This is a genomic window from Idiomarina fontislapidosi, assembly GCF_003226255.1.
GTDB lineage: Bacteria > Pseudomonadota > Gammaproteobacteria > Enterobacterales > Alteromonadaceae > Idiomarina > Idiomarina fontislapidosi.
The window spans coordinates 114,074-138,295 of the sequence record NZ_QJST01000004.1; the positions used below are offsets into that span (position 1 = coordinate 114,074).

Annotated in this window: 22 protein-coding genes and 1 other RNA gene; 2 read left to right on the top strand and 21 right to left on the bottom strand. The window is 50.3% G+C overall.

Annotated features, from left to right (window positions below; translation table 11 throughout):
* Positions 1 to 2 precede the first annotated feature (2 nt).
* A complete protein-coding gene (yacG, locus tag DFP83_RS06225; protein WP_110574151.1) occupies positions 3 to 188 on the top strand; it encodes a DNA gyrase inhibitor YacG in 186 nt (61 codons plus the stop codon).
* Here yacG and mutT read toward each other — a convergent pair.
* From mutT to DFP83_RS06240, 3 genes are all read right to left on the bottom strand, one after another.
* The gene (mutT, locus tag DFP83_RS06230) at positions 185 to 601 is read right to left on the bottom strand and encodes an 8-oxo-dGTP diphosphatase MutT (RefSeq protein ID WP_110574152.1); all 417 of its coding nucleotides are present in this window, start codon (positions 599 to 601) and stop codon (positions 185 to 187) included. The two genes, yacG and mutT, sit on opposite strands and share 4 nt — an antisense overlap.
* Entirely contained in the window at positions 601 to 3,318 is a 2,718-nt protein-coding gene (gene secA, locus DFP83_RS06235) for a preprotein translocase subunit SecA (protein WP_110574153.1), read from the bottom strand. The genes mutT and secA overlap by 1 nt, the downstream gene beginning before the upstream one ends.
* Before the next feature lie 82 nt (positions 3,319 to 3,400).
* Complete coding sequence (locus DFP83_RS06240) at positions 3,401 to 4,327, bottom strand: M23 family metallopeptidase (protein ID WP_110574154.1); 927 nt, start codon at positions 4,325 to 4,327, stop codon at positions 3,401 to 3,403.
* 43 nt (positions 4,328 to 4,370) lie between these two features.
* On the opposite strand from DFP83_RS06240, the gene DFP83_RS06245 reads away from it, so the two are divergent.
* On the top strand, positions 4,371 to 4,829 hold the full coding sequence (locus DFP83_RS06245; RefSeq protein WP_110574155.1) for a DciA family protein: 459 nt from the start codon (positions 4,371 to 4,373) through the stop codon (positions 4,827 to 4,829).
* Positions 4,830 to 4,889: 60 nt separating this feature from the next.
* Here the strand turns inward: DFP83_RS06245 and lpxC are convergent, their stop codons facing one another.
* From lpxC to rsmI, 18 genes are all read right to left on the bottom strand, one after another.
* Positions 4,890 to 5,804, bottom strand: a complete 915-nt coding sequence (gene lpxC / locus DFP83_RS06250; RefSeq protein ID WP_110574156.1) for a UDP-3-O-acyl-N-acetylglucosamine deacetylase — start codon at positions 5,802 to 5,804, stop codon at positions 4,890 to 4,892.
* 103 nt (positions 5,805 to 5,907) lie between these two features.
* Positions 5,908 to 7,101 (bottom strand): cell division protein FtsZ, encoded by a 1,194-nt coding sequence (gene ftsZ, locus DFP83_RS06255; RefSeq protein WP_110574157.1) that lies wholly within the window; start codon positions 7,099 to 7,101, stop codon positions 5,908 to 5,910.
* Between the two features lie 40 nt (positions 7,102 to 7,141).
* Positions 7,142 to 8,374 (bottom strand): cell division protein FtsA, encoded by a 1,233-nt coding sequence (gene ftsA / locus DFP83_RS06260; RefSeq protein ID WP_110574158.1) that lies wholly within the window; start codon positions 8,372 to 8,374, stop codon positions 7,142 to 7,144.
* A gap of 6 nt (positions 8,375 to 8,380) precedes the next feature.
* Positions 8,381 to 9,145, bottom strand: a complete 765-nt coding sequence (locus tag DFP83_RS06265; RefSeq protein ID WP_110574159.1) for a cell division protein FtsQ/DivIB — start codon at positions 9,143 to 9,145, stop codon at positions 8,381 to 8,383.
* Positions 9,146 to 10,072: a D-alanine--D-alanine ligase gene (locus DFP83_RS06270; protein ID WP_110574160.1), complete on the bottom strand. Its 927-nt coding sequence runs from the start codon at positions 10,070 to 10,072 to the stop codon at positions 9,146 to 9,148.
* Positions 10,069 to 11,538: a UDP-N-acetylmuramate--L-alanine ligase gene (gene murC, locus DFP83_RS06275; protein ID WP_110574161.1), complete on the bottom strand. Its 1,470-nt coding sequence runs from the start codon at positions 11,536 to 11,538 to the stop codon at positions 10,069 to 10,071. Before murC ends, DFP83_RS06270 begins: the two co-directional genes overlap by 4 nt.
* A complete protein-coding gene (gene murG / locus DFP83_RS06280; protein WP_110574162.1) occupies positions 11,535 to 12,674 on the bottom strand; it encodes an undecaprenyldiphospho-muramoylpentapeptide beta-N-acetylglucosaminyltransferase in 1,140 nt (379 codons plus the stop codon). The genes murC and murG overlap by 4 nt, the downstream gene beginning before the upstream one ends.
* Positions 12,671 to 13,897 (bottom strand): putative lipid II flippase FtsW, encoded by a 1,227-nt coding sequence (ftsW, locus tag DFP83_RS06285; protein ID WP_110574163.1) that lies wholly within the window; start codon positions 13,895 to 13,897, stop codon positions 12,671 to 12,673. The genes murG and ftsW overlap by 4 nt, the downstream gene beginning before the upstream one ends.
* Positions 13,881 to 15,248 carry a UDP-N-acetylmuramoyl-L-alanine--D-glutamate ligase gene (gene murD / locus DFP83_RS06290; RefSeq protein WP_110574164.1) on the bottom strand — a complete coding sequence of 456 codons (1,368 nt, stop codon included), beginning with the start codon at positions 15,246 to 15,248 and terminating at the stop codon, positions 13,881 to 13,883. The genes ftsW and murD overlap by 17 nt, the downstream gene beginning before the upstream one ends.
* A gap of 10 nt (positions 15,249 to 15,258) precedes the next feature.
* On the bottom strand, positions 15,259 to 16,341 hold the full coding sequence (gene mraY, locus DFP83_RS06295; protein ID WP_110574165.1) for a phospho-N-acetylmuramoyl-pentapeptide-transferase: 1,083 nt from the start codon (positions 16,339 to 16,341) through the stop codon (positions 15,259 to 15,261).
* A complete protein-coding gene (locus DFP83_RS06300) occupies positions 16,335 to 17,747 on the bottom strand; it encodes a UDP-N-acetylmuramoyl-tripeptide--D-alanyl-D-alanine ligase (RefSeq protein ID WP_110574166.1) in 1,413 nt (470 codons plus the stop codon). The genes mraY and DFP83_RS06300 overlap by 7 nt, the downstream gene beginning before the upstream one ends.
* Positions 17,740 to 19,197 (bottom strand): UDP-N-acetylmuramoyl-L-alanyl-D-glutamate--2,6-diaminopimelate ligase, encoded by a 1,458-nt coding sequence (gene murE, locus DFP83_RS06305; protein ID WP_110574167.1) that lies wholly within the window; start codon positions 19,195 to 19,197, stop codon positions 17,740 to 17,742. Before murE ends, DFP83_RS06300 begins: the two co-directional genes overlap by 8 nt.
* A complete protein-coding gene (locus DFP83_RS06310; protein WP_110574168.1) occupies positions 19,184 to 20,950 on the bottom strand; it encodes a peptidoglycan D,D-transpeptidase FtsI family protein in 1,767 nt (588 codons plus the stop codon). The genes murE and DFP83_RS06310 overlap by 14 nt, the downstream gene beginning before the upstream one ends.
* The gene (gene ftsL, locus DFP83_RS06315) at positions 20,941 to 21,258 is read right to left on the bottom strand and encodes a cell division protein FtsL (RefSeq protein WP_110574169.1); all 318 of its coding nucleotides are present in this window, start codon (positions 21,256 to 21,258) and stop codon (positions 20,941 to 20,943) included. The genes DFP83_RS06310 and ftsL overlap by 10 nt, the downstream gene beginning before the upstream one ends.
* A complete protein-coding gene (gene rsmH, locus DFP83_RS06320; RefSeq protein WP_110574170.1) occupies positions 21,251 to 22,198 on the bottom strand; it encodes a 16S rRNA (cytosine(1402)-N(4))-methyltransferase RsmH in 948 nt (315 codons plus the stop codon). Before rsmH ends, ftsL begins: the two co-directional genes overlap by 8 nt.
* Positions 22,198 to 22,656: a division/cell wall cluster transcriptional repressor MraZ gene (gene mraZ, locus DFP83_RS06325; protein ID WP_110574171.1), complete on the bottom strand. Its 459-nt coding sequence runs from the start codon at positions 22,654 to 22,656 to the stop codon at positions 22,198 to 22,200. Before mraZ ends, rsmH begins: the two co-directional genes overlap by 1 nt.
* A gap of 257 nt (positions 22,657 to 22,913) precedes the next feature.
* Positions 22,914 to 23,269: RNase P RNA component class A (gene rnpB, locus DFP83_RS06330), an RNA gene on the bottom strand.
* 45 nt (positions 23,270 to 23,314) lie between these two features.
* Entirely contained in the window at positions 23,315 to 24,190 is an 876-nt protein-coding gene (gene rsmI / locus DFP83_RS06335; protein WP_110574172.1) for a 16S rRNA (cytidine(1402)-2'-O)-methyltransferase, read from the bottom strand.
* Between the last annotated feature and the right edge of the window lie 32 nt (positions 24,191 to 24,222).

Consider the following 24,222-nt stretch of genomic DNA (forward strand, 5'->3'; position numbering starts at 1 on the left):
GCATGCCAACACAAGTCGACTGCCCCACCTGCGGTAGCAAAGTGACATGGTCGCCGAAAGCGACTTATCGCCCGTTCTGCAGCGAGCGCTGCAAACTTATCGATTTAGGTGAGTGGGCAAATGAAGAAAAAGCCATTCCTGGCGAGCCAGCTCAAATCCCTGAGCAGTCCGCCAACGATGACTTTTAGTTAGATTGTGCATCCATAAGGCAATCGACAATGGGCTGGTTCGCGTCAGGAAACTGATAAGCATCCAATTGTGCGATATCAGCCCAAACATACTCTTGACCTTCCATCTGCTGTGCCGTGCCAGTGTAAGACAACACCCACCACACATCTAACAATACCCGCTTGTCAGCATACTGATGTTCGACCACCGTAAGAGGTGCGCAGTCTGTCACTGCAATATTACACTCTTCTTTTAATTCGCGAACAAGGGCTTCCGTCACCGCCTCACCCTGTTCAACTTTACCGCCAGGAAACTCCCACTTACCGCCCTGATGCTGGTGATTGAGACGTTTCGCGATAAAGATTTCGCCTTGTTCATTTTTAATAACGCCCACGGCAACGTGTACCGTGGGCGTCGTACTATCAGACTTCATTATAATTTACCGTGACAGTGTTTATACTTCTTCCCTGAGCCACACGGACAAGGCTCGTTACGCCCTACTTTTGCGCCGCGTTGTGCAGGTTGCTGTTGATCGTCAGCTGGAGCGCTAGACTCCGCCGTCGCGGTTGCACTCGCCTGTTCATGTTTGAACTCACGTGGCGCGCTGTCAGCGGCTTTACGCTGCTGGTCAACCGCATCAACATCCTCTGGTGCACGCACACGAACACGACTCAGCAAGGTGACAACGTCTAGCTTGAGGTTCTCGAGCATTTCACTAAACAGCTCAAATGCCTCACGTTTATACTCTTGTTTAGGGTTCTTCTGAGCATAGCCACGCAAATGAATACCTTGACGCAAATGATCCATCGCAGCTAAGTGCTCTTTCCAATGCTGGTCTAAGCTTTGCAGCATCACTGACTTCTCGAAACGACGCAGCACTTCAGGTCCGACAAGGTTTTCCTTCTCTTTGTAGGCATCGACTAACGCTTGCAATACGCGTTCACGTAAGACTTCCTCATGGAAGTGTTCGTCTTCATCAAGCGCTTTCTGCAGTTCAAGCTCTACGTCAAAGTCGGCACGCAAGCGCTCTTCAAGCTTAGGTAAGTCCCAAAGCTCTGCAAGTGACTGTGGCGGTACATACTCATCAATCACGGCATTAACCACATCCTCGCGAATGACGTTAATAGTGTCGGAGATATCACCCTCGTCGAGCAGTTCGTTACGCTGTTCATACACCACGCGACGTTGATCGTTTGCCACATCATCATATTCGAGTAGCTGCTTACGTACATCAAAGTTACGGCCTTCAACTTTACGCTGGGCATTTTCGATGGCACGCGTTACCCACGGGTGTTCAATCGCTTCGCCTTCCTTCATACCCAATCGCTTCATCATGGTCGCCATGCGATCAGACGCGAAAATGCGCATTAATGGATCTTCAAGCGAAAGATAGAAACGCGATGAACCTGGGTCCCCTTGACGACCTGAACGACCACGCAACTGATTATCAATACGACGTGATTCATGACGCTCGGTACCGATAATATGTAAGCCACCTGCCTCGATCACTTTGTCATGCAGGACTTGCCACTCTTGCTTAATTTTTTCAATTTTGTCGTTATCCGGCGCTTCGAGCTTCTCAACGTCTGACTTCCAGTTACCGCCTAACACGATATCGGTACCACGCCCCGCCATGTTGGTGGCAATAGTGACCGCACCAGGACGACCCGCTTGCGCAACAATGTCGGCTTCCTGTTGGTGGAACTTAGCGTTAAGTACCGCATGTGGGATTTTTTTCTTCTTCAGCAAGCTCGACAGTAGTTCAGAGTTTTCGATGGAAACAGTACCCACCAGAACAGGTCGACCCTGTTTGCGACACTCTTCAATGTCTTCAGCAATCGCTTCGTATTTCTCACGCGTAGTTAAATAAATGAGGTCTGCGCGGTCGTCACGAACCATTGGACGGTTAGTCGGAATGACCACGGTCTCTAGACCATAAATCGACTGAAACTCAAAGGCTTCGGTATCGGCAGTACCTGTCATACCGGCGAGCTTGTCATACAAGCGGAAGTAATTCTGGAATGTGATAGAAGCGAGTGTTTGGTTCTCGTTTTGTATTTCAACACCTTCTTTCGCTTCCATTGCCTGATGCAAACCCTCAGACCAACGACGACCTTCCATCGTACGACCTGTGTGTTCGTCGACAATGACGATCTTGCCTTCTTTAACAATGTAATCGACATCGCGATGGAATAGATGGTGCGCACGCAGGGCCGCATTGATGTGATGCAATAGGGTAATGTTAGCCGCCGAGTATAGCGAGTCATCTTCCGCCAACATACCGCGCTCCTTAAGTAACGCCTCGATATGCTCTTGTCCATTCTCGGTGAGGTGCAACTGCTTGGCTTTCTCGTCGATGGTGAAATCACCATCACCATGCTCGTCCTCGGTATCTTCTTTTTCTTGGCGCACCAATAATGGCACTAAATCATTCATCTTTTTGTACATCTCAGAACTGTCTTCAGCAGGTCCAGAGATGATCAACGGCGTACGCGCTTCATCAATTAAGATCGAATCGACTTCATCCACCAAGGCATAATGCAACTCGCGTTGAACTCGCTCTTCAGGTGAGAACGCCATGTTATCGCGCAAATAGTCAAAACCAAACTCGTTATTGGTACCGTAGGTGATATCGGCTTGATACGCAGCTTTTTTATCCTGTGGCGCCATACCTGGAATGTTAAACGCGACCGACATACCGAGGAATTCAAATAACGGTCGGTTAAATTCAGCGTCACGCTTAGCCAAGTAGTCGTTTACCGTGATGATATGAACGCCTTTGCCTGTCAGTGCATTCAAATAGGCAGGGAGTGTCGCAGTGAGCGTTTTACCCTCACCCGTTTTCATCTCCGCAATACGGTTTTCATCCAACACCATACCACCGACCATCTGCACGTCGAAATGGCGCATTTTAAAAACACGTTTACTCGCTTCACGCACGGTCGCAAAAGCTTCTTCTAGTAATGTATCTAGCTTAGCACCATCGTTAAGACGTTTTCTGAACTCTGTGGTTTTTTCTTTTAGTTGTTCGTCTGATAACGCCTCAAACTCAGGTTCGAGTTGATTAATTCGGTTCACGCGCTTTTGAAGCGTCTTTAAAATTCGGTCGTTACGACTACCAAATACTTTTCTGAACAAACTGCCTAGCATGAGAACGAGTTATCCTGTTTTATTCGAAATTAAAAAATTCGGTGGCTAACGGCCACCGCATCTAATGATTCACACTGAACCGTTAATCGGCTGAACGATAAACGAAACGGTTCGGGTCTATCTGCTTACCATTACGCAATACTTCGTAGTGGACATGAGGCCCAGTAGAGCGACCTGTATTTCCCATTTCGGCGATGATTTGCCCACGGGTCACGACATCACCCACTGAAACATTTATCTTGTCATTATGACCATAACGGGTTTTTAAGCCACCACCATGGTCAATTTCAATGAGATTACCATAACCCCAGCGTTCGCCCGCCCAGGTGACAACACCTGCACCTGTGGCAACGACTTTGACATCCTCATCATAGCTGGCAAAGTCGAGCCCTTTGTGCATCGCGGGTTTGCCAGAAAATGGGTCTTTACGAACACCATACTGAGATGAGAGCCAACCACTTGTGATAGGACTGCCAGCAATGAAACTTTCATTATTAACATTGTGGTTCATCATGACAGATTCAAGTAGTGACAGCTGTTTTTGCTTGTCAGCAATTTTTGACAGCATCTGCTCAATATCAGCAAGCACCTCAGTACCCGTTGATTTGGGTAGCGCAACAGCCTCGGTTTCGGGGCCCCCTAGCGGGATTTCCGAGTTAAAGCTGAATTCGCCATTCGCCAAGTTGGCTTTGTCAGCTAACCGCTCACCCAATGCATCGAGTCGACGCATATGAGCGCGCAATTCGCCCAAGTAGACAGTCATTGCACCGAGACGCTTTTCGGTCTCGTTATACAGTTCGGCGACAGCCTGCGACTGTAATGCCAAGTTTTTTTGCTCTTCGCTAATTTTCGTTTGCGCCACGGCAGGGTCAACGCCCTGATAGCTCCAAGGCTTGAAGTAAGCAGCCCCGACTAAAGCAACGAGTCCCATATAGGAAAACAAGCGACGCCGCGTTAAACGAAAACTAAAACGAATTTTGGAGCCTTTGTAAAAGACTGATAAACTCATTATTACTCTCTTATTATGGGTTTACAGCAACAACCTAGCGCACATGAACTCTAAACCTAAAACAACCAAACAATGGCTCAATAATCAACGTGATCATAACACGTTGAGTCAGTACGCACAGTTTGCCGCCCAACTGCGCGATTGGCAACTACTCTTTGCACGCAGCCTCCCCGCAAATCTTGCAGGTCAGTGCGAGTTGCTCAACGTGCGTGAGGGGCAAATCGTTGTGCGTACGCGTTCTGCGTCCGCTGCCAGCCAATTGCGTACGATGTCAGCACAACTCATTACTGCGTTTTGCAATAACGGTGCATCAGTGCAGGAAGTCAGCATCGATATCGATCCTGCACAAAACAAAGCTAGCAACCGCGATAAGCCAACCACTGTGAGTCGACGTCAACGCTTATTGAACTTAGCTGAGCAAAGCAGTGAACCGCTCAAAACTCAGTTACTAAAACTCGCTGAACAACTGGCAAGCAGTAAAAAGCTAACACCCGACGAATAAAAAAAGGTGCATAGTTTTCACTAAGCACCTTTATCTTCATTCATCATCTAGATCATGACGTTATGCCAGCGAAGGTGACCAATACTTAATCGGTGCTTCTGCCGCTTTATCTTCGAATGTCACAAATTCCCAAGCTGACTGTTGTTCTAACAGTGCCTGTAATAACTGATTGTTCAATGCGTGACCTGACTTGTACGCGCGTAAATGGCCAAGAATGCTGTGACCGCCCATATACAAGTCACCGATCGCATCGAGCATTTTGTGCTTCACGAACTCATCGTCATAACGCAAGCCATCGGTGTTCAACACGCGAAACTCATCGAGTACGACCGCGTTATCGAAACTACCACCTAACGCCAAGTTGTTTGCTCGTAAATATTCGATGTCTTTCATAAATCCGAAGGTACGCGCACGGCTTACTTCTTTAATAAATGCCGAGCTGCTGAAATCCATCGTTACTGTCTGACCTGTTTCGGAAATTGCAGGGTGATCGAAGTCGATAGCGAAGTCGATGCGGAATCCGTCATGGGGTAGCAGCTCCGCCCACTTGCCATCGTCTTCAACACGGATAGGCTGTTTAATTCGAATAAACTTCTTAGCACTGGATTGTTCTTCGATGCCCGCACTTTGTAGCAGGTAAACAAAGGGGTGAGAACTTCCATCCATAATAGGAATTTCGTGCGAGTCAACTTCGATGATCAAGTTGTCGATACCTACGCCCGCAAGTGCTGCGAGTAAATGTTCGACCGTCGATACACGAACGTTGTCTTCGTTTATTAAACAGGTACACAACTGCGTATCCCGCACCCAATCGGCGCGCGCAGGAATATCAACAACCGGGTCTAAATCGACGCGGCGGAAAACCAACCCGGTATTGGCAGGCGCCGGGCGTAAGGTTAGATTAACCTTATTACCGCGGTGTAAGCCCACACCCGTGGTTGAAATCGCTTTTTTAAGTGTACGTTGTGTAATCATTAATCGAATTCACCTATCCAATCAAATCTGCTCCGCAAAAACACGGCCTGACATTATACGACAAATGTCATGTGTGACGCAAATTTTGCATGATTTTTACACATTAATCGACTTGTTTGCGTAAAAACGCTGGAATATCTAGATAATCCAGTTCTTTCTCAGCATTTTGCTTCGGTGCTGGCTTACGCGCAGGTTGTGCTTTCTGCTCAGCCGCCGGCTCTGCTTCTTCCTCGTATTGAGGTGCGGCAGAACTGCGATCTAAGTCACGGCGGTACTGCGGCGCTTGCTCACGCTTAGGCGCTTGTGCTGCGTTGTTTACCAACGAAATATCTGGTTTGCGCTCAGCGCCAATGCCTGTGGCGACAACAGTGACACGCAATTCGTCAGACATCTCGGTGTCGATAACCGTTCCCACGATGACCGTTGCATTGTCTGAAGCAAAAGCTTTAACCGTATTACCTACGGTTTCAAACTCATCAATGCTCATGTCCATACCTGCCGTTACATTCACAAGTACGCCACGTGCGCCAGAAAGATCGATGTCTTCCAACAGTGGGCTATTAATAGCCATTTCAGCCGCTTCTTGTGCACGGTCTTCGCCACTCGCAACGCCTGTACCCATCATCGCTGTGCCCATCTCTTTCATAACTGCACGTACGTCGGCAAAGTCGACGTTGATAAGACCAGGGCGTGTAATGAGTTCAGCAATACCTTGCACCGCACCGAGTAACACATTGTTAGCTGCGCTAAAGGCATCTAATAACGTGGTGCCGCGTCCCATCACCTTTAAAAGCTTCTCATTGGGAATCGTGATCAATGAATCGACGCTTTGCGCCAGCGCATTGATACCCTCTTCCGCAACTGCCATACGCTTTTTACCCTCGAACGGGAAGGGTTTGGTGACGACAGCAACCGTCAAAATACCCAGCTCTTTTGCCACTTCGGCAACGACCGGTGCGGCACCTGTACCCGTACCGCCGCCCATACCGGCCGCGATAAAGACCATATCAGCGCCTTCAAGTTGTGCGCGAATATTATCACGATCTTCTTCCGCCGACTGGCGACCCACTTCAGGGTTGGCGCCAGCGCCTAAGCCCTTGGTGATATCCGATCCCAGCTGAATAGTCACATCTGCGCTATGGTTGCGGAGTGCTTGAGCGTCGGTGTTTGCAGCAATGAACTGAACACCTTCGATCGACTCTTTCACCATGTGCTGGACGGCATTGCCACCGCCACCGCCGACACCAATGACTTTGATGACGGCTTCACTTTCGTAATTATCCATCAATTCAAACATTTTTCTTCTCCCTACCTGCTTTTACTTGCTACCCCAGCGATTAAAACTCACCTTTGAACCAGTTTTGTAGCTTTTGCCACATACCGATCACGTCAGTTTTACTGCTTTCTTGTTGCGATGCCGTCGAGCTTTCCTGACCGTACTTTAACAGTCCGACCGCGGTCGCATAAACCGGATCTTCTACGTAATCCTTTAAACCTTTCACATGCAATGGTTTACCGATGCGCACAGGCATCTGAAATATCTCTTCAGCAAACTCAAGACACCCTTGCATTTTTGCGCTGCCACCGGTCAATACCACACCCGCAGCAATTTGTTCGTCGAGACCACTTTGCACGATCTCATCACGTACTAATTCAAATAATTCTTGGTAACGCGGTTCTACCACTTCGGCCAACGTGTGACGCGACATCATACGCGCTGGACGTCCGCCCACAGAGGGCACTTCAATGGTATCTTCCATGCTCACCAAGCCGCGCAGTGCGCATGCGTGCTCGGTTTTAATCTGCTCCGCATGATTCGTTGGCGTGCGGAATATTTTCGCGATGTCCCCTGTGACTTGGTTACCCGCCGCTGGGATTACCGCCGTGTGACGCAACACCCCGCCAGCATATATGCAAATATCAATCGTGCCGCCGCCCATATCGACTAAGGCAACACCTAAATCTTTTTCATCATCAGTGAGCACCGAAATACTCGAAGCCAGCGCCGAAAAAATCAATTTATCGACTTGCAAACCGCAGCGTTCGACCGCTTTAGTGATGTTTTTTGCCATATCATTCGCACAGGTAATGATATGCACCTTCGACTCCATACGAACACCTGACATACCAATCGGGCTACGAATACTTTCTTGCGAGTCGATCACATACTCTTGCGGCAGTACATGCAAGATACGACGTTCCTTCGCGATCGGCACCGATTGCGCCGCGTGGATCACGTTGTCAACGTCGTCTTGCGTCACCTCGGCCTCGTTAATCGGCACCATGCCGCTCTCGTTCTGACAAGAGATATGACGACCGGAAATGTTCAAATACACCGAAGCAATTCGGCAGTCAGCCATCAACTCAGCTTCATCGACCGCGCGCTGTATTGATTGCACCACCAAATTAAGATCGTTAACGCCGCCTTTATCCATACCGCGCGCTGTTGTGACACCCACACCAATGACGCTGATATCGTCATCAGGTAACAGCTCTCCCACCAAGGCGGTCACCTTGCTGGTTCCGATATCTAATCCAACGACCATTTGTCGTTCAGTGGTCTTCGACATATTCGTTTAACTCTCTTTGGCTTCTTTTGGCTGCCAACTAACGGCAACCCCCGTATCATACCGCAAATCGACGACTTCGATGCGCTGCTTTTCGTTATTTGGGTGCGATTTAATTTTGGGTAATAAATCGATAAATCGTTTTACCCGCTCAGCTGTCGCCTCGCGCCCCAACTTTAATTCGATTCCCGACTTCAGAACTAAGCTCACTGAGAACCTATCAGTGAGTCGCAGCGCTGAAATACTAAGACCATTTAAGGTTAATAACCCCTGCAAATCCCGATACGCTGTCAATGTTTGCTCGACTTCGCGCTCAGGGCCAAACAAATGTGGCAGTGCCTTGGACAGCTTAGTTTCATCAAGCTCTGCACTAAACACCTCACCGTCTGCATTTAACAGTCGATCGCCGTTCCAGTGCGCCAGCGGATTCTGCTCAGTCACATAAACTGACAACCGGTCCGGCCACACTTTTCGCAACGACGCTTGCTTCACCCACGGAAGCGCTTCAATGCGCGTCCTAATCCTATCGACATCAGCGGTAAAGAAGCTCCCCAAGGGCTCCGCCAAAATCGCGTTGCGTATTGCTACCACATCAGTCTGCACCAATTCGCCTTGCACGCTGAAGCGTGCCAAAGGCACTTGCTGCTCATCTTCGAGCACATTCATCAAGTACCAAGTACCCAGTACGAAGCCACCGATGGTGATGATGCAAATCACCACCCCTGACCAAAAATTCCACTGTGATACGGGCGGCAACTTGGAATTTCGGCCCATTTACTGCTCCAGCGTCTGTGCCAAAATTGTCCAAACCAATTGTTCAAAAGATAGTCCACTTTGCTTCGCCGCCATCGGAACTAAACTCTTTTCAGTCATGCCTGGCACCGCATTGGCTTCGAGCAAAAACCACTGCCCCTGCTCATCGCGCATCGCATCAATACGTCCCCATCCTCTGCCATCGAGCGCTGCGAATGCGGCAAGCGCCAACTGCCTCAGATAATCTTCGTCAGCGTCGGATAACCCTGCTGGACAATGGTATTGGGTGTCATTTGCTTGGTATTTTGCCGAAAAGTCATAAAACTGGTGTGGCGTCTGCAACCGTATCGCAGGTAACGCCTCATCATTCAGCAAAGCAACCGTATATTCTTTGCCTGTAATCCAGCGCTCGACTAGCACGTCGCTGTTATACCCCAGCGCTTCTTTAATTGCCGCGTCTAGTTCGCTCGCATTATCGGCAACACTCATACCGATTGATGAACCTTCCAACGCTGGTTTCACAATGACTTTGGCGCCCAGCTGTAACAGTATCTGCTCTGCGTCCCAATGCTCAGTGCCGACACGAATCACCACCGATGGAGCAACGGGTAAATGCATGCTCTGCCATATTTGCTTAGTCCGCACTTTATCCATGGCAAGCGCACAGCCTAGCACCGAACTGCCGGTGTAAGGCACGCCTAAAGTCTGCAACGCCCCTTGCATCGCACCATCTTCGCCGCCTCGGCCATGCAACACAATAAACGCGCGCTCAACGCCAAGTTCAAGCAAATCTGTCAACGGCCGCTCAGCCGGATCAAATGCAAAAGCATCAATCTGCTGCGCACACAGCGCATTGAGCACCGCTTTACCGGACTTCAGCGACACGTCACGCTCAGCCGATGTGCCGCCCATTAGTACAGCGACTTTACCGAAGGCAGAAGGTTTCATACTGCCTCCTTGTTACAATCAAAAATATCGTTAGTCAGGCGCTTCGCTAATTGACCTACATTGCCCGCGCCTTGCGTCAGTAATAAATCGCCTGGCTGTAATACATCACCGATGATTTCGATCAGAGCATCCGCATCAGCCACGTAAATCGGATCGATTTGCCCACGTTGACGAATGGACCGGCATAAGGATCGGCTATCAGCGCCTGCAATTGGCGTCTCACCTGCACCGTAAACTTCGAGTAGTAATAAGGTGTCGACTTGCGACAGCACATTAACAAAGTCTTCATACAGGTCACGCGTGCGCGAATAGCGGTGTGGCTGGAATGCCATGACTAAGCGCTTATCTGGCCACCCCTGACGCGCTGCTTTAATGGTCGCATCCACTTCGGACGGGTGATGACCGTAATCGTCGACCACCATCACACCGCGGTCTTCATCAGCTGGCCAGCCCGTGACTTTGCACTCGCCATGATATTCAAAGCGACGTCCGATACCTTCGAATTTGTTCAGTGCGCTCTGAATGGCGTTATCTTCAATACCTTCATCTGAGGCGACCGCCACTGCCGCCAATGCATTGAGCACATTATGTCGCCCCGGTAAGTTTAATGAGACGCTTAATGGCTCGTGTCCCTCACGCAGGACCTTAAAGTGACTCTGCCCCATATGCTGATGGTAATCGACCGCACGTACATCAGCGTCTTCACTAAAGCCATATGTAGTGGCTTGACGTCCAACACGCGGGATTAAGTCGCGCACCGCATCGTCATCAATACACATCACCGCAAGTCCGTAAAACGGTAGGTTGTGCAAAAAGTCGACGTAGGTGTCGAGCAATCGGTTGAAGTCACCGCCATAGGTGTCCATATGGTCTGCTTCGATGTTGGTGACTATCGCCACCATCGGCTGCAAATGCAGAAACGATGCGTCGCTCTCATCCGCCTCTGCAATTAAGTATTTACTCGAACCTAAACGCGCATTACTCCCCGCAGAATTCAGTAAGCCACCAATCACAAACGTGGGGTCTCGCCCTGCCTCGGCAAAAATACTCGCCACCAACGAGGTGGTGGTTGTTTTACCGTGAGTACCCGCCACAGCAATACCGTGCCTAAAGCGCATCAGTTCAGCGAGCATCTCGGCGCGACGCACGATCGGAATGCGGTGTTGTTGCGCTGCCGCTAACTCAACGTTATCCGGTTTAATCGCACTGCTGACGACGACCACGTCGGCACCTTCGACATTCGCAGCGTGGTGACCAATGAAAAGTTCAGCGCCAATTGCCTGCAACCGGTGTGTATTGGCATTTTCACTGACGTCGGAACCCACCACGCAGTAGCCTTGGTTCAATAACACCTCAGCGATGCCTGCCATCCCTGCGCCACCAATACCAATAAAGTGGATACGCTTAACACGGCGCATCTCGGGAACATTCACGATGGTAAAAGGTTGTGGGGTCGTTTGGCTCATAACGTTCTCTCTACTACGGGTTGCGGGTGGGGTTCGCCCGCCAGAATCTGGCGACATAGCTCGACAATATGGTCTGTTGCTTGCAATTCACCAACCGAGCGCGAAAAGCTCGCCATTTTCCATAGTTGCGAAGGTGCTTGCAATAAACTTTGCAAGGACTTTGCAAGGTATTCAGCAGTGAATTCGGATTGTGCGATCAATAGCGCTCCACCCGCCTCTGCGACGGCTTTCGCATTGGCCGTCTGATGATCATCGACAGCGTGAGGTAAGGGCACAAATAACGTGGCTCGCCCTATCCCACAAATCTCTGAAACCGACAGCGCACCTGCGCGACTGATAATCAGGTCGGCGTTTGCATAAGCAGTTGCCATGTCGTCGATAAATTCAACCACGTCGACATGCTTATCGTTAAGTGTAACTGCTTGATAATGCTGCTCTACGCTTGCCTTATTACCGGCACCCACTTGATGCCGAACGTGAACAGTACCCTCGACCTGAGCCAATGCCTCAGGTAAGGTTTGGTTAAATATACGTGCGCCCAGGCTCCCTCCTACAACCAATAAGTTGATAGGTTGATCCTGCTGTCGCTCGGTGCGGCTCTGTGCCGCCTCTATAATGGCCTGCCGCAATGGGTTTCCAACACGGTAGACGTTGGACTGACGCAACAGACGTTGACTCTTGGGCCGTGTCTTATCTAACGGTAATCCGAGTAGTACCGAGGTTGCCCAGCGCGCTAGTAATAACGTCGTCATACCCGGTACCGAGTTCTGTTCATGGGTGATTAACGGAACACCACGGCGGTGCGCTACCCAACCAATCGGAGCACAGACATAGCCACCAAACGTCAGTACCAAATCGGGCTGCAGTTGTTTGAACAGTTGACTCGCCTGACGCCAAGCTGATAGCAAAGTCTTGGGCATGGTCAACAAACGCTTGATACCATGACCGCGCAGTCCAGTCATCGCGATTTGGTGAAGGGTAAATCCGTGCTGAGGAACAACTTTAGCTTCAATACGTTGTTCTTCGGTACCCACCCAGTCAACTTGGTGCCCCTCGGCGCGCAGTCGTTCGGCAACCGCTAACGCAGGGAACACATGTCCCCCTGTTCCGGCAGCAGCGATTAAGATGCGACTCATTCTGCACCTCCGCGCGGCGTTACTTTACGCCCGGTCATGCGGCGCTCGTGGTCAATACGCAGTAGCAACCCAACGGCCATACAAGAAACGAGTAAGCTAGTTCCACCATAACTGATCAGCGGTAAGGTAAGACCTTTCGTCGGTAATGCGCCCGACGCAACACCAATATTCACAAACGCTTGGATACTGAACCATACACCGATACCATAGGCGAGGTAGCCACCATAGCGTTTCTGCACCATTAGACAACGGCGGCCAATCACTAATGCGCGTACCACCATCATCAATACCAGTGCAATCACGCCCATCACGCCAAGAAAACCCAGCTCCTCAGCAACCACTGACATAATAAAGTCAGTATGTGCCTCGGGTAGATACTGCAATTTCTGAATACTATTACCTAAGCCAACCCCCGAGAAATGCCCTTGCCCGAATGCGATGAGCGATTGCATCAGCTGATAGCCGGCACCGAAGGGATCTTTCTCAGGCTCAAGGAACGTCAGTAGACGCTGCATCCGATAAGGCTCAATGACGATCAGTAAGATCAGCGCCAGCACACAAGTAATAAATACACTGAAGAACTGCCACAATTTAGCGCCCGCTAAAAAGAGCATGGCGATGGTGGTCGCCGATAGCACGGCTACCGTACCAAAGTCGGGTTGCATCAATAACAGTACCGCCGCCAAGAACAGCAGCGCCATCGGCTTGATAAACCCTTTAGTCGCCTCACGTAACTCAACTTCACGGCGATCCAGGTAGCTCGCCATGTAAATATAAAAGAATAACTTCGCGAGCTCCGCTACTTGGATGGTGATAGGACCAATTTTTATCCAGCGTTGCGCACCGTTTACCGAGTGGCCGACCACCAACACCAATAACAGGAGTGCAAGACCAATGAGTAGTAACTTGCCACTGTGCTTCTGCCATAACTGTGTCGGTACGGCGAGGGTGACCAACAACACGAACATGCCTGCGCAGGCATATATCGTATGGCGAATCGCAAAATAAAACGGTTGTCCCGTCAGCTTATCGGCGGTGGGTAACGAAGCCGAAGTGACCATAATGAACCCAAATACCAACAGGGTGATCGCCAGCGTAAATAAAATTCGGTCGTATAGACATTGTGAGGCATTCGGGCGCAACCACGCCCACAGCGCGACACCCAAGTGCTTGCCGCGCTCGGTCATATTGAGTTGCAACTGCTGCTCATGCGCTGCGCTCATATAACCTCGCTATACTTTGTTGAAATACCTCGCCACGCTCGACGAAATTCTTGAACTGATCGAGACTGGCACAGGCAGGTGACAACACCACCCAATCACCCGGCTCAGCTATTTGCTGAGCTGTCTTAACCGCCTCGGATAAATGTTCGCAATAACGCGCACCTTTGCGTAGCTCTGCGATTTTGCGACCATCTCGGCCAATAGTAAGTAACACATCGACGTAAGTCAGTACCGGCACTAATTGCGAGAATTGCGCGCCTTTACCGTCGCCTCCGGCAATTAGAATAAGCCGTCCTTCAATAACCGGTCGTAAGCCGTTGATTGCGGCTTCTGTGGCACCTATATTGGTGGCTTTTGAGTCATCCACCCACCGCACACCGTTCGCTTCATAGACGACTTGGCACCGGTGCGGCAAACCAGTGAACTGTTCAATGGCTTTAACACCTTGCTCGGCACTCAAGTCCAGCGTCTCTGCCAGTGCGAGCGCCGCTTGGATATTGACGAGGTTGTGGGTGCCTGCAATCGAAAACTGGTTGGCCGCTGCCAAAGCGTTGCCATGGCGCGTAATAACCATGCCTTGTTCACTGCTATTCAGCCCGTAGTCACTGTCACTACCATCGGTGCCAACAGTAACAACTGACTCAGGCACCTGCATGGGCCAATGTTGCTGATCCTGACGATTCAGCACACTTACGGCGGCATGATTAAAAATATTCAATTTAGCTTCAAAGTACGCCTGCTCAGAGTCGTAACGGTCCAGATGGTCAGCACTTACATTGAGCAACGCCGCGCCTTTTAGCGCCAAACTCTGGGTGGTCTCTAACTGAAAACTTGAGAGTTCGAGAACATACGCATCGGCGTCTTGTTGCAGCGCATCCAGTACCGGTACACCGATATTGCCCGCAGCGACCCAACGATGACCATGATACTGCCCCATCTGAGCAACAAGCGTTGTCACCGTTGATTTACCGTTCGAGCCCGTGATGGCAACAACGGGACGTTGATTCAGCTGGGCAAAAATTTCGACATCACCAACGATAGGTACGCCTGCGTCTTTTGCCATTTGGATGTCGGCATCACGAGTATCGATGCCAGGACTGACGACCAACAAGTCGGCGGCGAGTAAGTCTTCGAGCTGCCAGCCACCGGTTGTCAGTTGCGTGCTATCGATATACTTTGACATCTCGGCTAAGCTCGGCGGCTGCTCACGGCTGTCATAGACACGGATGTCGCACTCTGCCGGTAATGGACTGTGCTCACTGACAAAAAAGCGCACCACGGACGTACCAGACTGACCTAAGCCTAGCACGACAACGGTTTCTAACTTCTGCCACTGAATACGTTTATCCATAACTCGCTAATTACCTTAACTTCAACGTTGCCAGACCGATGAGTACAAACATCAGTGAAAGGATCCAAAAGCGCACGATGACACGTGGCTCTGGCCAGCCTTTGAGTTCATAGTGATGATGAATCGGCGCCATGCGAAATACACGCTTGCCGCGCAGCTTATACGAGCCTACCTGCAGCATCACTGATAATGTTTCCATGACAAACACACCGCCCATGATAAACAGCACCAGCTCTTGTCTCACTAAAATTGCGATAACGCCCAAGGTCGCACCCAACGCGAGCGACCCGACATCTCCCATAAACACCATCGCTGGATATGTGTTAAACCATAAGAAGCCGAGCCCAGCTCCAACAATCGCGGCACAAACAACCAAAAGTTCACCGGATAATGGCAAGTACGGTATCCGTAAATACTCCGCGAAATTAACGTTCCCTGAAGCGTACGCAAATACACCCAACGCGCCCGCCACCATGACCGTGGGCATAATTGCCAAGCCATCTAAACCGTCAGTCAAATTAACCGCGTTGCTGGTACCTACGATGACAAAATATCCTAGGAATAAGTAAAGAATACCCAGCTGCGGCATGACTTCTTTAAAGAACGGCACAAGCAGCGCCGTTTCCGCCGTCAGCTGGCTGGTTGAATAGAGAAAACCAATCGCGCAACTGGCAATCACTGATTGCCAAAAGTACTTCCATTTTGCAATCAGACCTTTGGGGTCTTTTCGGATAACTTTCCGATAGTCGTCGACAAAGCCGATTACGCCAAAGCCGACGACTACGAATAAAGTGACCAATACATATTTGTTTTCGAGGTTTGCCCACAGCAGCGAGGACACCACTATCGCCGCCAGAATCAGCACACCACCCATGGTCGGCGTGCCAGACTTACTCAGATGGCTCTGAGGGCCGTCGTCACGCACCGTTTGACCGATTTGTAAGCGTTGTAAACGACGGATCAACCAAGGCCCTAACCATACTGAGAGCATGAGTGCGCTTAATACACTGAGTATGGCTCGCAGTGTAAGATAAGAAAAAACATTAAACCCACTTTCAAACTGAGTAAGATACTCAGCCAACCAAACTAACATGCGTGTTGATCTCCCTGTAACTCTGCGTTTTTATAATGTGCTTGTAACGCGTTAACGACACGCTCCATATGTGATGAGCGTGAACCTTTGACCAACACTGTGACGCGTTCACTGACTGATTGTTGTGTAATGGTTTGTAAAATCTCGTCGACCAGCGCACCAATAGATGAGAAGTGCTTGCCACCGCGTCCGTTGAACACCTCACTGGCACTTTGACTTAACACACCCAAGGTAAAGAATTGACTGATACCCACATGAATTGCGTGTTCACCGATCTCTTCATGGTAAGCCCTTGCCTCGGCACCTAATTCAGCCATATCGCCTAACACCATGATGGTGGTCCCTGAATAACTACCGAGCAGATCGAGTGCTGCTTTCGTTGAGGCGACACTGGCGTTATAGGTATCATCGATAACGGTAAGGTTATCCGCCAACTGCATGGGCGTTAAGCGCCCTTTTACAGGCGATAATGTCTTCAAGCCTGATGCAATTTGTTCCGCTGATATACCCATTTCTAACGCGGCTGCGCTTGCCGCGAGAGCGTTTTTGACATTATGTAGTCCACTTAACTGCAGTGAAATGGGCCAACTCTGATCGCTCACATGAAGCATAAACGTAGGCTGTCCGAGTTCATTCAACTCAACCTGCGTTGCGCGCACATCCGCGCCCTCGCTTAAACCAAACGTCTGTAGCCGTTTACCAGCACGCACTTTCTGCCAACAGGGCAAGTAATCACTCTCGAAAGGTACTATCGCCAGCCCATCGTCTGGTAACCCCTGAAAGATTTCAGTTTTTGCTTTTGCCACGCCCTGTACTGAACCAAAACCTTCCACGTGTGCTGCGCTCACGTTGTTCAAAATAGCCACATGAGGGCGTGTTAATCCAGTTGTGTAAGCAATTTCGCCTGCGTGATTCGCACCGAGTTCAATAACCGCGTATTGATGCTGAGGCTCAAGTCGTAACAGCGTAAGCGGCACGCCAATATCGTTATTAAAGTTACCCGCTGTCGCAAGTACCTGATGGTGCTGTCCAATAATCGCCGACAACATCTCTTTGACCGTTGTTTTCCCGTTACTACCGGTTATAGCGATAGTTTTTGGCGCAACCGTTGCTTTCACCGCTGCGCCGAGTTGGCCCAATGCATGCCGTGTATTTTCAACCAAAATATGGGGGACATCATCGCTCAACGGGTGTTGGCTCACCACTGCCACCGCCCCTTGTGCAAGCGCTTGTGGAATAAAGTCATGAGCATCAAACTGCTCGCCTTTTAAGGCAATAAACAATGATGACTCGAGCGAAACACGGGTATCGGTACTCACCTGATTGATTGTCTGCTGTTTATCCGCGACTCCGCGAAGCTGACCATGTACCGCGTTTGCAACCCAATCCAAGGAGACGTTAATCATGGCTCACCTCGTCTATCCAGTCCTGCACAATTTGACGCTCGTTATAATCCACACGCTCGCGACCAATCACTTGATAATCTTCATGCCCTTTTCCTGCGAGCAATACCACATCATCGGGACCCGCCCGTTCAATGGTATCCAATACCGCTTGACGCCGCCCTTCCATACTGTGGACTTTCTGTTTATCAGCGATGCCCGCCATAATGTCGGCTATAATTTGTTGCGGTGCCTCCGTACGCGGGTTGTCATCGGTTACCACGACACGGTCAGCATATTCAGCCGCTACTTGACCCATTTGTGGGCGTTTACCTCGGTCACGATCGCCACCGCAACCAAATACGCACCATAAGTTGCCTTTGCAATGTAAACGCAACGCCTCGAGCACTTGCTGCAGTGCGTCAGGCGTGTGCGCGTAGTCGACGACTACCAACGGCGAACGCCCCGACTGGAAGGCCTCCATACGCCCTGGCACCGGTTGCAGTGTTTGGCAGTGCTCAGCAATTGCAGCCAGCGGTTGCTGCTGCGCGAGCATCACTGCCACGGCGCTGACCACGTTATAGACATTAAAGCGACCCAATAGCGGCGTATTAAACTGCGCGTTACGGCCTTGATAGGTCAGCTTGAATGCGGTGCCATGCTCGGCAAATGCGATATCACTGACTTGAATCTGAGCCCCTGCATTACCTTGCAGAGAGATTGATAAAGTGTCCGCTGTACCATCTACCCAATGAGTTAAATAGTCATCATCGATATTAATAACGCGATGGTTGAGTTCAAAATCCTCGAATAATCGACGCTTAGCATCAACGTAATGCGTCATGCTGCCGTGATAGTCGAGGTGATCGCGACTGATATTGGTCGCCACGGCGGTATCGAAGTGCAACGCTTCGACTCGGCGCTGTACCAACGCATGTGATGACACTTCCATGGCAATAAAGTCAGCGCCCTCTGCCACTAGAGTCGAAAGTCGTTGCTGCACCGTCACTGCGTCGGGTGTGGTGTGCTTCTCAGGCAATAGTTGCCCTATCAAGCCACTGCCTGTCGTGCCGATTACGGCGGCTTTGTAGCCTAACTTCTCTGCCAGTTGCGCCGCTAGATGCGTAACTGAGGTTTTACCGTTGGTTCCTGTGACACCCACGAGTGCCGCTTTGCGCGAAGGGTGGTGAAAAAACCGACCTGCAATTTCTGACAATTGCTCTTTAACGCCAGGCATATAAACGCAGACCACACCTTGCTGTGTCTCCGATCGCAAACTTGGCCCTTCAGCCACCACAGCACGAGCGCCAGCGTTAATCGCCGCTTCAATATAATCACGTCCATCGGTCACATAGCCAGGAACAGCGACAAACAAGTCGCCGTTGGCGACTTGTCGGCTATCCAACTTTATCCCACTCACCTCAACATTCGGCACGGGAATCGGTAACGGCGGCAATAAATCACGGAGTTGCATCCACACCTCCTACAAAACCTGCAGCTTTCATCGGTTGGACTGTCATATCATCGGGTGGCACGTTGAGCAGTCGCATGGTTTGCGACACAATACTCGAGAAAACCGGCGCCGCTGCAGTGCCGCCATAGTAGTCATCAGTACCTGGCTCGTTAATCGTCACAACGACGACAATCTCGGGGTTCGATGCCGGTGCGATGCCCGCAAACAAGGCAACGTATTCATCACCATAGCCACCGGTCGCGCGTGCTTTGCGACTGGTACCAGTTTTACCCGCGATGCGATAACCGGGCACTTGCGCTGCTGTTGCAGTGCCATCCGATACCACGCGTTCTAACATGTGCATTACAGCGCGTGTATTGTCTGGGTTAAAGACTTGTTCTGATTCTGGTTTTGACTCGCGACGGAACACCGTTAACGGTATATCCCGCCCACCGTTTGCAATCATGGTATAAGCTTTTGCCAGCTGTAGCGTCGTCGCAGACAGCCCGTAACCATAAGATAAAGTAGCTAATTCAAAGTCTGACCAACGCCGACGCGTGGTCAATAAACCATAACTTTCACCTAATAGTGATACCCCGGTATCCGACCCAAAGCCCGCATCAAAATAGGTCTGCAGTAATTGATCGACACCTAATTCAAGCGCCATGGTGGTCACGCCGACGTTAGATGAGTGCTCAAGCACTTCAGTGAGTGACAACTTACCAAAGTTACGGTGGTCACTCACCCGGCGTCCGCCAATGCGCAGCCAGCCCGGGCTCGTATCGATAATATCGCCTACTTTGTGCGTGCCATGCTCTAATGCACTCAGAACCACGAGCGGTTTGACCGTTGAGCCAGGTTCATAGGCGTCAGTGATCGTACGATTGCGCATCTTAAAGCTCTGCAAGTCCGCACGATTGTTGGGGTTGTAGGACGGGCTATTGACCATCGCCAACAGTTCACCTGTTTTGACATTGACGACGACAGCAGAACCCGAGGTTGCCTGATTGTAGCGCACGGCCTTTTTCAGCTCGGTGTAGGCAGTTGCTTGGATCCGCTGGTCAATGCTGAGTGTTAATTGTTTAGGTGGTTGTGCATTTGTTTGGCTAATTTCCTCAATAACCCGTCCTTGCGCATCCTTGCGATAAACACGTTTACCGGGCGTACCGGTTAAGTGATCGTCATACAACAGCTCAAGGCCTTCCTGACCCTGACCATCAATATTGGTAATGCCTACCACATGGGCACTGATTTCGCCGGTTGGGTAGTAACGACGTGACTCAGTTTTTAAGTACACGCCTGGTATCCCCAACTGCCTTACGTAATCGGCTTCACTCGGTGATATTTTGCGCTGCAAGTAAACAAAGCGACGCTCTGGGTCATCCACTTTGGCAAGCAATTCGTCTCGGTTCATACGGAAGGTTTCTGCCAGTGCCTGCCAACGACGTTGATCCGCTAGCGCACCACTTTCGGCAATCCGTAGCGGGTCTGCCCAAACAGTCTCAACAGGGACACTCACCGCCAGCTCGCGCCCATTGCGATCCACGATCATGCCGCGCTGAACGCCCAAACTGTCTGAACGAAGACTACGAAGGTCACCTTGTAGTGAATACTGCTCAGGATTAATCACCTGAATATAAGCGGCGCGAGCCACCAACATACTAAACACAAAGAAAAGCACGCCCAACGCGGTTACAAAACGCCAGCGTGTTCCTGCTGGGTTCAGCTTTTTAGCATTACGTTGGTTTTTTTTAGGCGCGCGCTTTATTGCCATGGCACTAGCACCTCGTGCTTGGCATCAACGTCAATCATACCCAGTTGCTCTTGAGCAATACGCTCGACTCGACTGTGTTCGGTGAGTGCGGTTTGCTCCAACACCAAGTGACGCCATTCGCGGTCAATTTTGTCCTGCGTCGATAATAACTCATCGCGTTCACTGGTGAGCAAACGATTTTGATGAGCGGTGTAGATGACAGTCAACGCTGAACCAATCACCGCAATTGCCAATGCGATAATCCATTTAAAGCGCATCAAGTCTTGCAGTAACATAATTGGCAAAGACGGATAGCGTGTTTTAACCATGCGCTAACCTCCTTGCGACACGTAATACCGAACTCCGCGCTCGTGGATTCACTTCCAGTTCTGCAGCCGAAGGCTTGATCGCTTTGCTTTCGAGTGCCAAGCGACGATCTTTGTTGAGTTCAGCTTCAGTGATCGGTAATCCAGCGGGCACCTGCTTGGGTTGGCTATGAGTTCGCATAAAGCGCTTCACAATGCGATCTTCCAAGCTGTGAAAACTGATAACAACCAACCGGCCCTCTTCTTTCAGAGCGGTTAATGATGCTTCTAGTGCATCTTCAATCTGTTCTAGCTCGCGATTCACGTGAATACGGATCGCTTGGAAGCTCCGTGTTGCCGGATGCTTATGTTTTTCTTTGGATGGCACTAGGCGACCAATTAACTCAGCCAGTTGACGCGTGCGCGTGAACGGTGTTTGTTGACGATCGTGCACGATGGCTCGCGCAATTTTGCGTGCGAATCGCTCCTCACCATAGGTTTTCAACACATAGGTAATGTCGTCTTCTTCGGCATAGCTTAACCAGTCAGCAGCAGTTTCACCGCGGCTGCTATCCATGCGCATATCCAGTGGACCGTCACGCATAAAACTAAAACCACGCTCGGCATCATCAAGTTGTGGGGATGAAACGCCGAGGTCGAATAGAATACCTGTGACTTGTTGAGCAAGCTGGTGTTGCTCAATGATGTCTGCTAAATCGCTAAAAGGCGTGTGGATAATGCTAAAGCGATCATCATCGGCGAGCGACTGGGCTGCCTCAATTGCTTGTGGGTCTTGGTCAAGGGCAATGACACGCCCTTTGGGGGATAGTTTGTTGAGTAGCGCACGCGTGTGTCCGCCTCGCCCAAAGGTGGCGTCAATATAAATCCCATCGGGGTCTGTCACGAGAGCGTGAATCGACTCCTCTAGGAGGACTGAAATATGCGGTGCGTTTTGCTCATTCATTAGAGTGAAAAATCTTCTAGTCGTTCATTTAGCTCAAAGTCGCCCTCTTGCTCAACCTTGAGATCCTCTGCAATCTGTTGCTGCCAAGCCTCTTCTGACCAAATTTCAAATTTGTTCAGTTGCCCCACAAGCATCAGCTTTTTCTCTAGTCCGGCGTGCAGGCGCAATGGCGATGAAATCAGTAAACGACCATTCTTATCCATTTCGCAATCATCGGCGTGACCCAGTAAAAGACGCTGCAGTCGGCGTTCGGTGGGGTTCATGCTAGATAACTGTGTCAGTTTTTTCTCAATGACTTGCCACTCTGGCAATGGGTATAACAACAAACATGGTTGCTTGATGTCGATGGTACAAACCATCTTGCCATCACAGTCTATCGACAGCGCATGACGATACTTGGCAGGTATAGCCAAGCGTCCTTTACTGTCTAAATTTATAGCTGTTGCACCACGAAACATGATGTCACCTGATCATTGCGATCCACAATTATCCACAAATCCCCACAATGTTACAGTCTAGGTAGATAAGATTCCCACTGTCAAGTTTTATCATGCGTCTGGACACGCTTTTACACAGGCTTTACGGGAACTGAATAAATGGTTCTGCGCCTCAAGAAATTCGGGCTCTTGGAGACATAAGACGTGGGACTTTGTAAGTAAGTGATTAATATCAGGTAATTGTGGATAAAAGAATTGGGAAACCAGAAAGAGGGGGGTGAAGAAGCCCGCCGATAAGCCGGGTTTTGTCGTGGACAATCATTCATCTAGGAATACGGTTGCCCGTATTCTCAAGCAGTCTACCCGGGTTCAACGCGGGCCGCGCCAACGAACCCCTATTTGACCTTGCTCCGAGTGGAGTTTACCGTGCCACGTACTGTTACCAGCCGCGCGGTGCGCTCTTACCGCACCCTTTCACCCTTACCTGAGCCGCGAGCGGCCATCGGCGGTTTGCTCTCTGTTGCACTAGTCGTCAGTTTTCACTGCCCAGGCGTTACCTGGCACTCTGCCCTATGGAGCCCGGACTTTCCTCCCCTTACCGTGAACGATAAGCAGCGATTGCCTGGCAGGCTTCTTCAGGCGGCGATTCTACGCACTTCGTAGGCGCTATACAAATGTTTTAGTCGTCTGCCTGAGCAATCGCCCACTGATATAACGCATTCTTTCGACCACCATATAATTCGGCTGTCACCGCGGCGGCCTTCTTAAGAGGCAAGTGTTGCATCAACAGCATGACAGCCCGTTGTTGTTCGGCACTCGGTTGATCGTCTTGCAGCGCTTCCTTCTCGGCGCCTCCTATCATCAACACCATTTCGCCACGCTTTTGATTGCTGTCTTCATGTAAGCATGCCAACAGTTCCGCGGCCGTGCCATGCAAATAGGTCTCATACTGCTTGGAAAGCTCACGCGCTAACACCACATCACGCTGCGGTAATGTCTCGGCGAGATCCTCTAAACAGGCTTCGATACGATGGGGACTTTCATAATAAACGACGGTACGAGTTTGATCGGAGAGATTGGCAAACGCCTTTTTACGCGCAGCTGACTTGGCGGGCAAAAAACCCTCAAACATGAATTTATCGGTCGCTAACCCAGAGCCTGCCAATGCAGTGACGAAAGCACAAGCCCCCGGCAATGCCACAACGGGAATGTGTTCGACGCGACACTCACGAACAATGATATAACCTGGATCGCTGATAAGCGGCGTGCCCGCATCACTGATCAAAGCAATATTTAACCCTTGTTTAAGTTTCTCAATGAGTTGTGTCGCACGACTGCTCTCATTGTGTTCATGCACTGACAAAACCTGCGTGCTGACATTATATTGCTGTAGTAAGGGTCGACTATGACGTGTATCTTCAGCCGCAATCAGGTCAACCTGCTGTAAAGTGTTTACCGCGCGCTCAGTCATATCGGCGAGATTACCTATCGGAGTGGGCACAATATAGAGCGTTCCGAAACTTTGCGATGACTTTTCACTTTGTAGCTGTGACATGGTGATTCCGTTGTGTTGTAATTCGAATAGCG

Bases quoted from the DNA above. Each gene is read 5' to 3' on its own strand.
- murG (WP_110574162.1), bottom strand. From the start codon at position 12,674: ATGAGTCGCATCTTAATCGCTGCTGCCGGAACAGGGGGACATGTGTTC.
- DFP83_RS06240 (WP_110574154.1), bottom strand. From the start codon at position 4,327: ATGAGTTTATCAGTCTTTTACAAAGGCTCCAAAATTCGTTTTAGTTTT.
- ftsW (WP_110574163.1), bottom strand. From the start codon at position 13,897: ATGAGCGCAGCGCATGAGCAGCAGTTGCAACTCAATATGACCGAGCGC.
- mraY (WP_110574165.1), bottom strand. From the start codon at position 16,341: ATGTTAGTTTGGTTGGCTGAGTATCTTACTCAGTTTGAAAGTGGGTTT.
- DFP83_RS06245 (WP_110574155.1), top strand. From the start codon at position 4,371: ATGAACTCTAAACCTAAAACAACCAAACAATGGCTCAATAATCAACGT.
- yacG (WP_110574151.1), top strand. From the start codon at position 3: ATGCCAACACAAGTCGACTGCCCCACCTGCGGTAGCAAAGTGACATGG.
- murC (WP_110574161.1), bottom strand. From the start codon at position 11,538: ATGAGCCAAACGACCCCACAACCTTTTACCATCGTGAATGTTCCCGAG.
- ftsA (WP_110574158.1), bottom strand. From the start codon at position 8,374: ATGTCGAAGACCACTGAACGACAAATGGTCGTTGGATTAGATATCGGA.
- murE (WP_110574167.1), bottom strand. From the start codon at position 19,197: ATGCAACTCCGTGATTTATTGCCGCCGTTACCGATTCCCGTGCCGAAT.
- DFP83_RS06265 (WP_110574159.1), bottom strand. From the start codon at position 9,145: ATGGGCCGAAATTCCAAGTTGCCGCCCGTATCACAGTGGAATTTTTGG.
- mraZ (WP_110574171.1), bottom strand. From the start codon at position 22,656: ATGTTTCGTGGTGCAACAGCTATAAATTTAGACAGTAAAGGACGCTTG.
- DFP83_RS06270 (WP_110574160.1), bottom strand. From the start codon at position 10,072: ATGAAACCTTCTGCCTTCGGTAAAGTCGCTGTACTAATGGGCGGCACA.
- DFP83_RS06300 (WP_110574166.1), bottom strand. From the start codon at position 17,747: ATGATTAACGTCTCCTTGGATTGGGTTGCAAACGCGGTACATGGTCAG.
- lpxC (WP_110574156.1), bottom strand. From the start codon at position 5,804: ATGATTACACAACGTACACTTAAAAAAGCGATTTCAACCACGGGTGTG.
- rsmH (WP_110574170.1), bottom strand. From the start codon at position 22,198: ATGAATGAGCAAAACGCACCGCATATTTCAGTCCTCCTAGAGGAGTCG.
- rsmI (WP_110574172.1), bottom strand. From the start codon at position 24,190: ATGTCACAGCTACAAAGTGAAAAGTCATCGCAAAGTTTCGGAACGCTC.
- murD (WP_110574164.1), bottom strand. From the start codon at position 15,248: ATGGATAAACGTATTCAGTGGCAGAAGTTAGAAACCGTTGTCGTGCTA.
- DFP83_RS06310 (WP_110574168.1), bottom strand. From the start codon at position 20,950: ATGGCAATAAAGCGCGCGCCTAAAAAAAACCAACGTAATGCTAAAAAG.
- mutT (WP_110574152.1), bottom strand. From the start codon at position 601: ATGAAGTCTGATAGTACGACGCCCACGGTACACGTTGCCGTGGGCGTT.
- ftsL (WP_110574169.1), bottom strand. From the start codon at position 21,258: ATGGTTAAAACACGCTATCCGTCTTTGCCAATTATGTTACTGCAAGAC.
- secA (WP_110574153.1), bottom strand. From the start codon at position 3,318: ATGCTAGGCAGTTTGTTCAGAAAAGTATTTGGTAGTCGTAACGACCGA.
- ftsZ (WP_110574157.1), bottom strand. From the start codon at position 7,101: ATGTTTGAATTGATGGATAATTACGAAAGTGAAGCCGTCATCAAAGTC.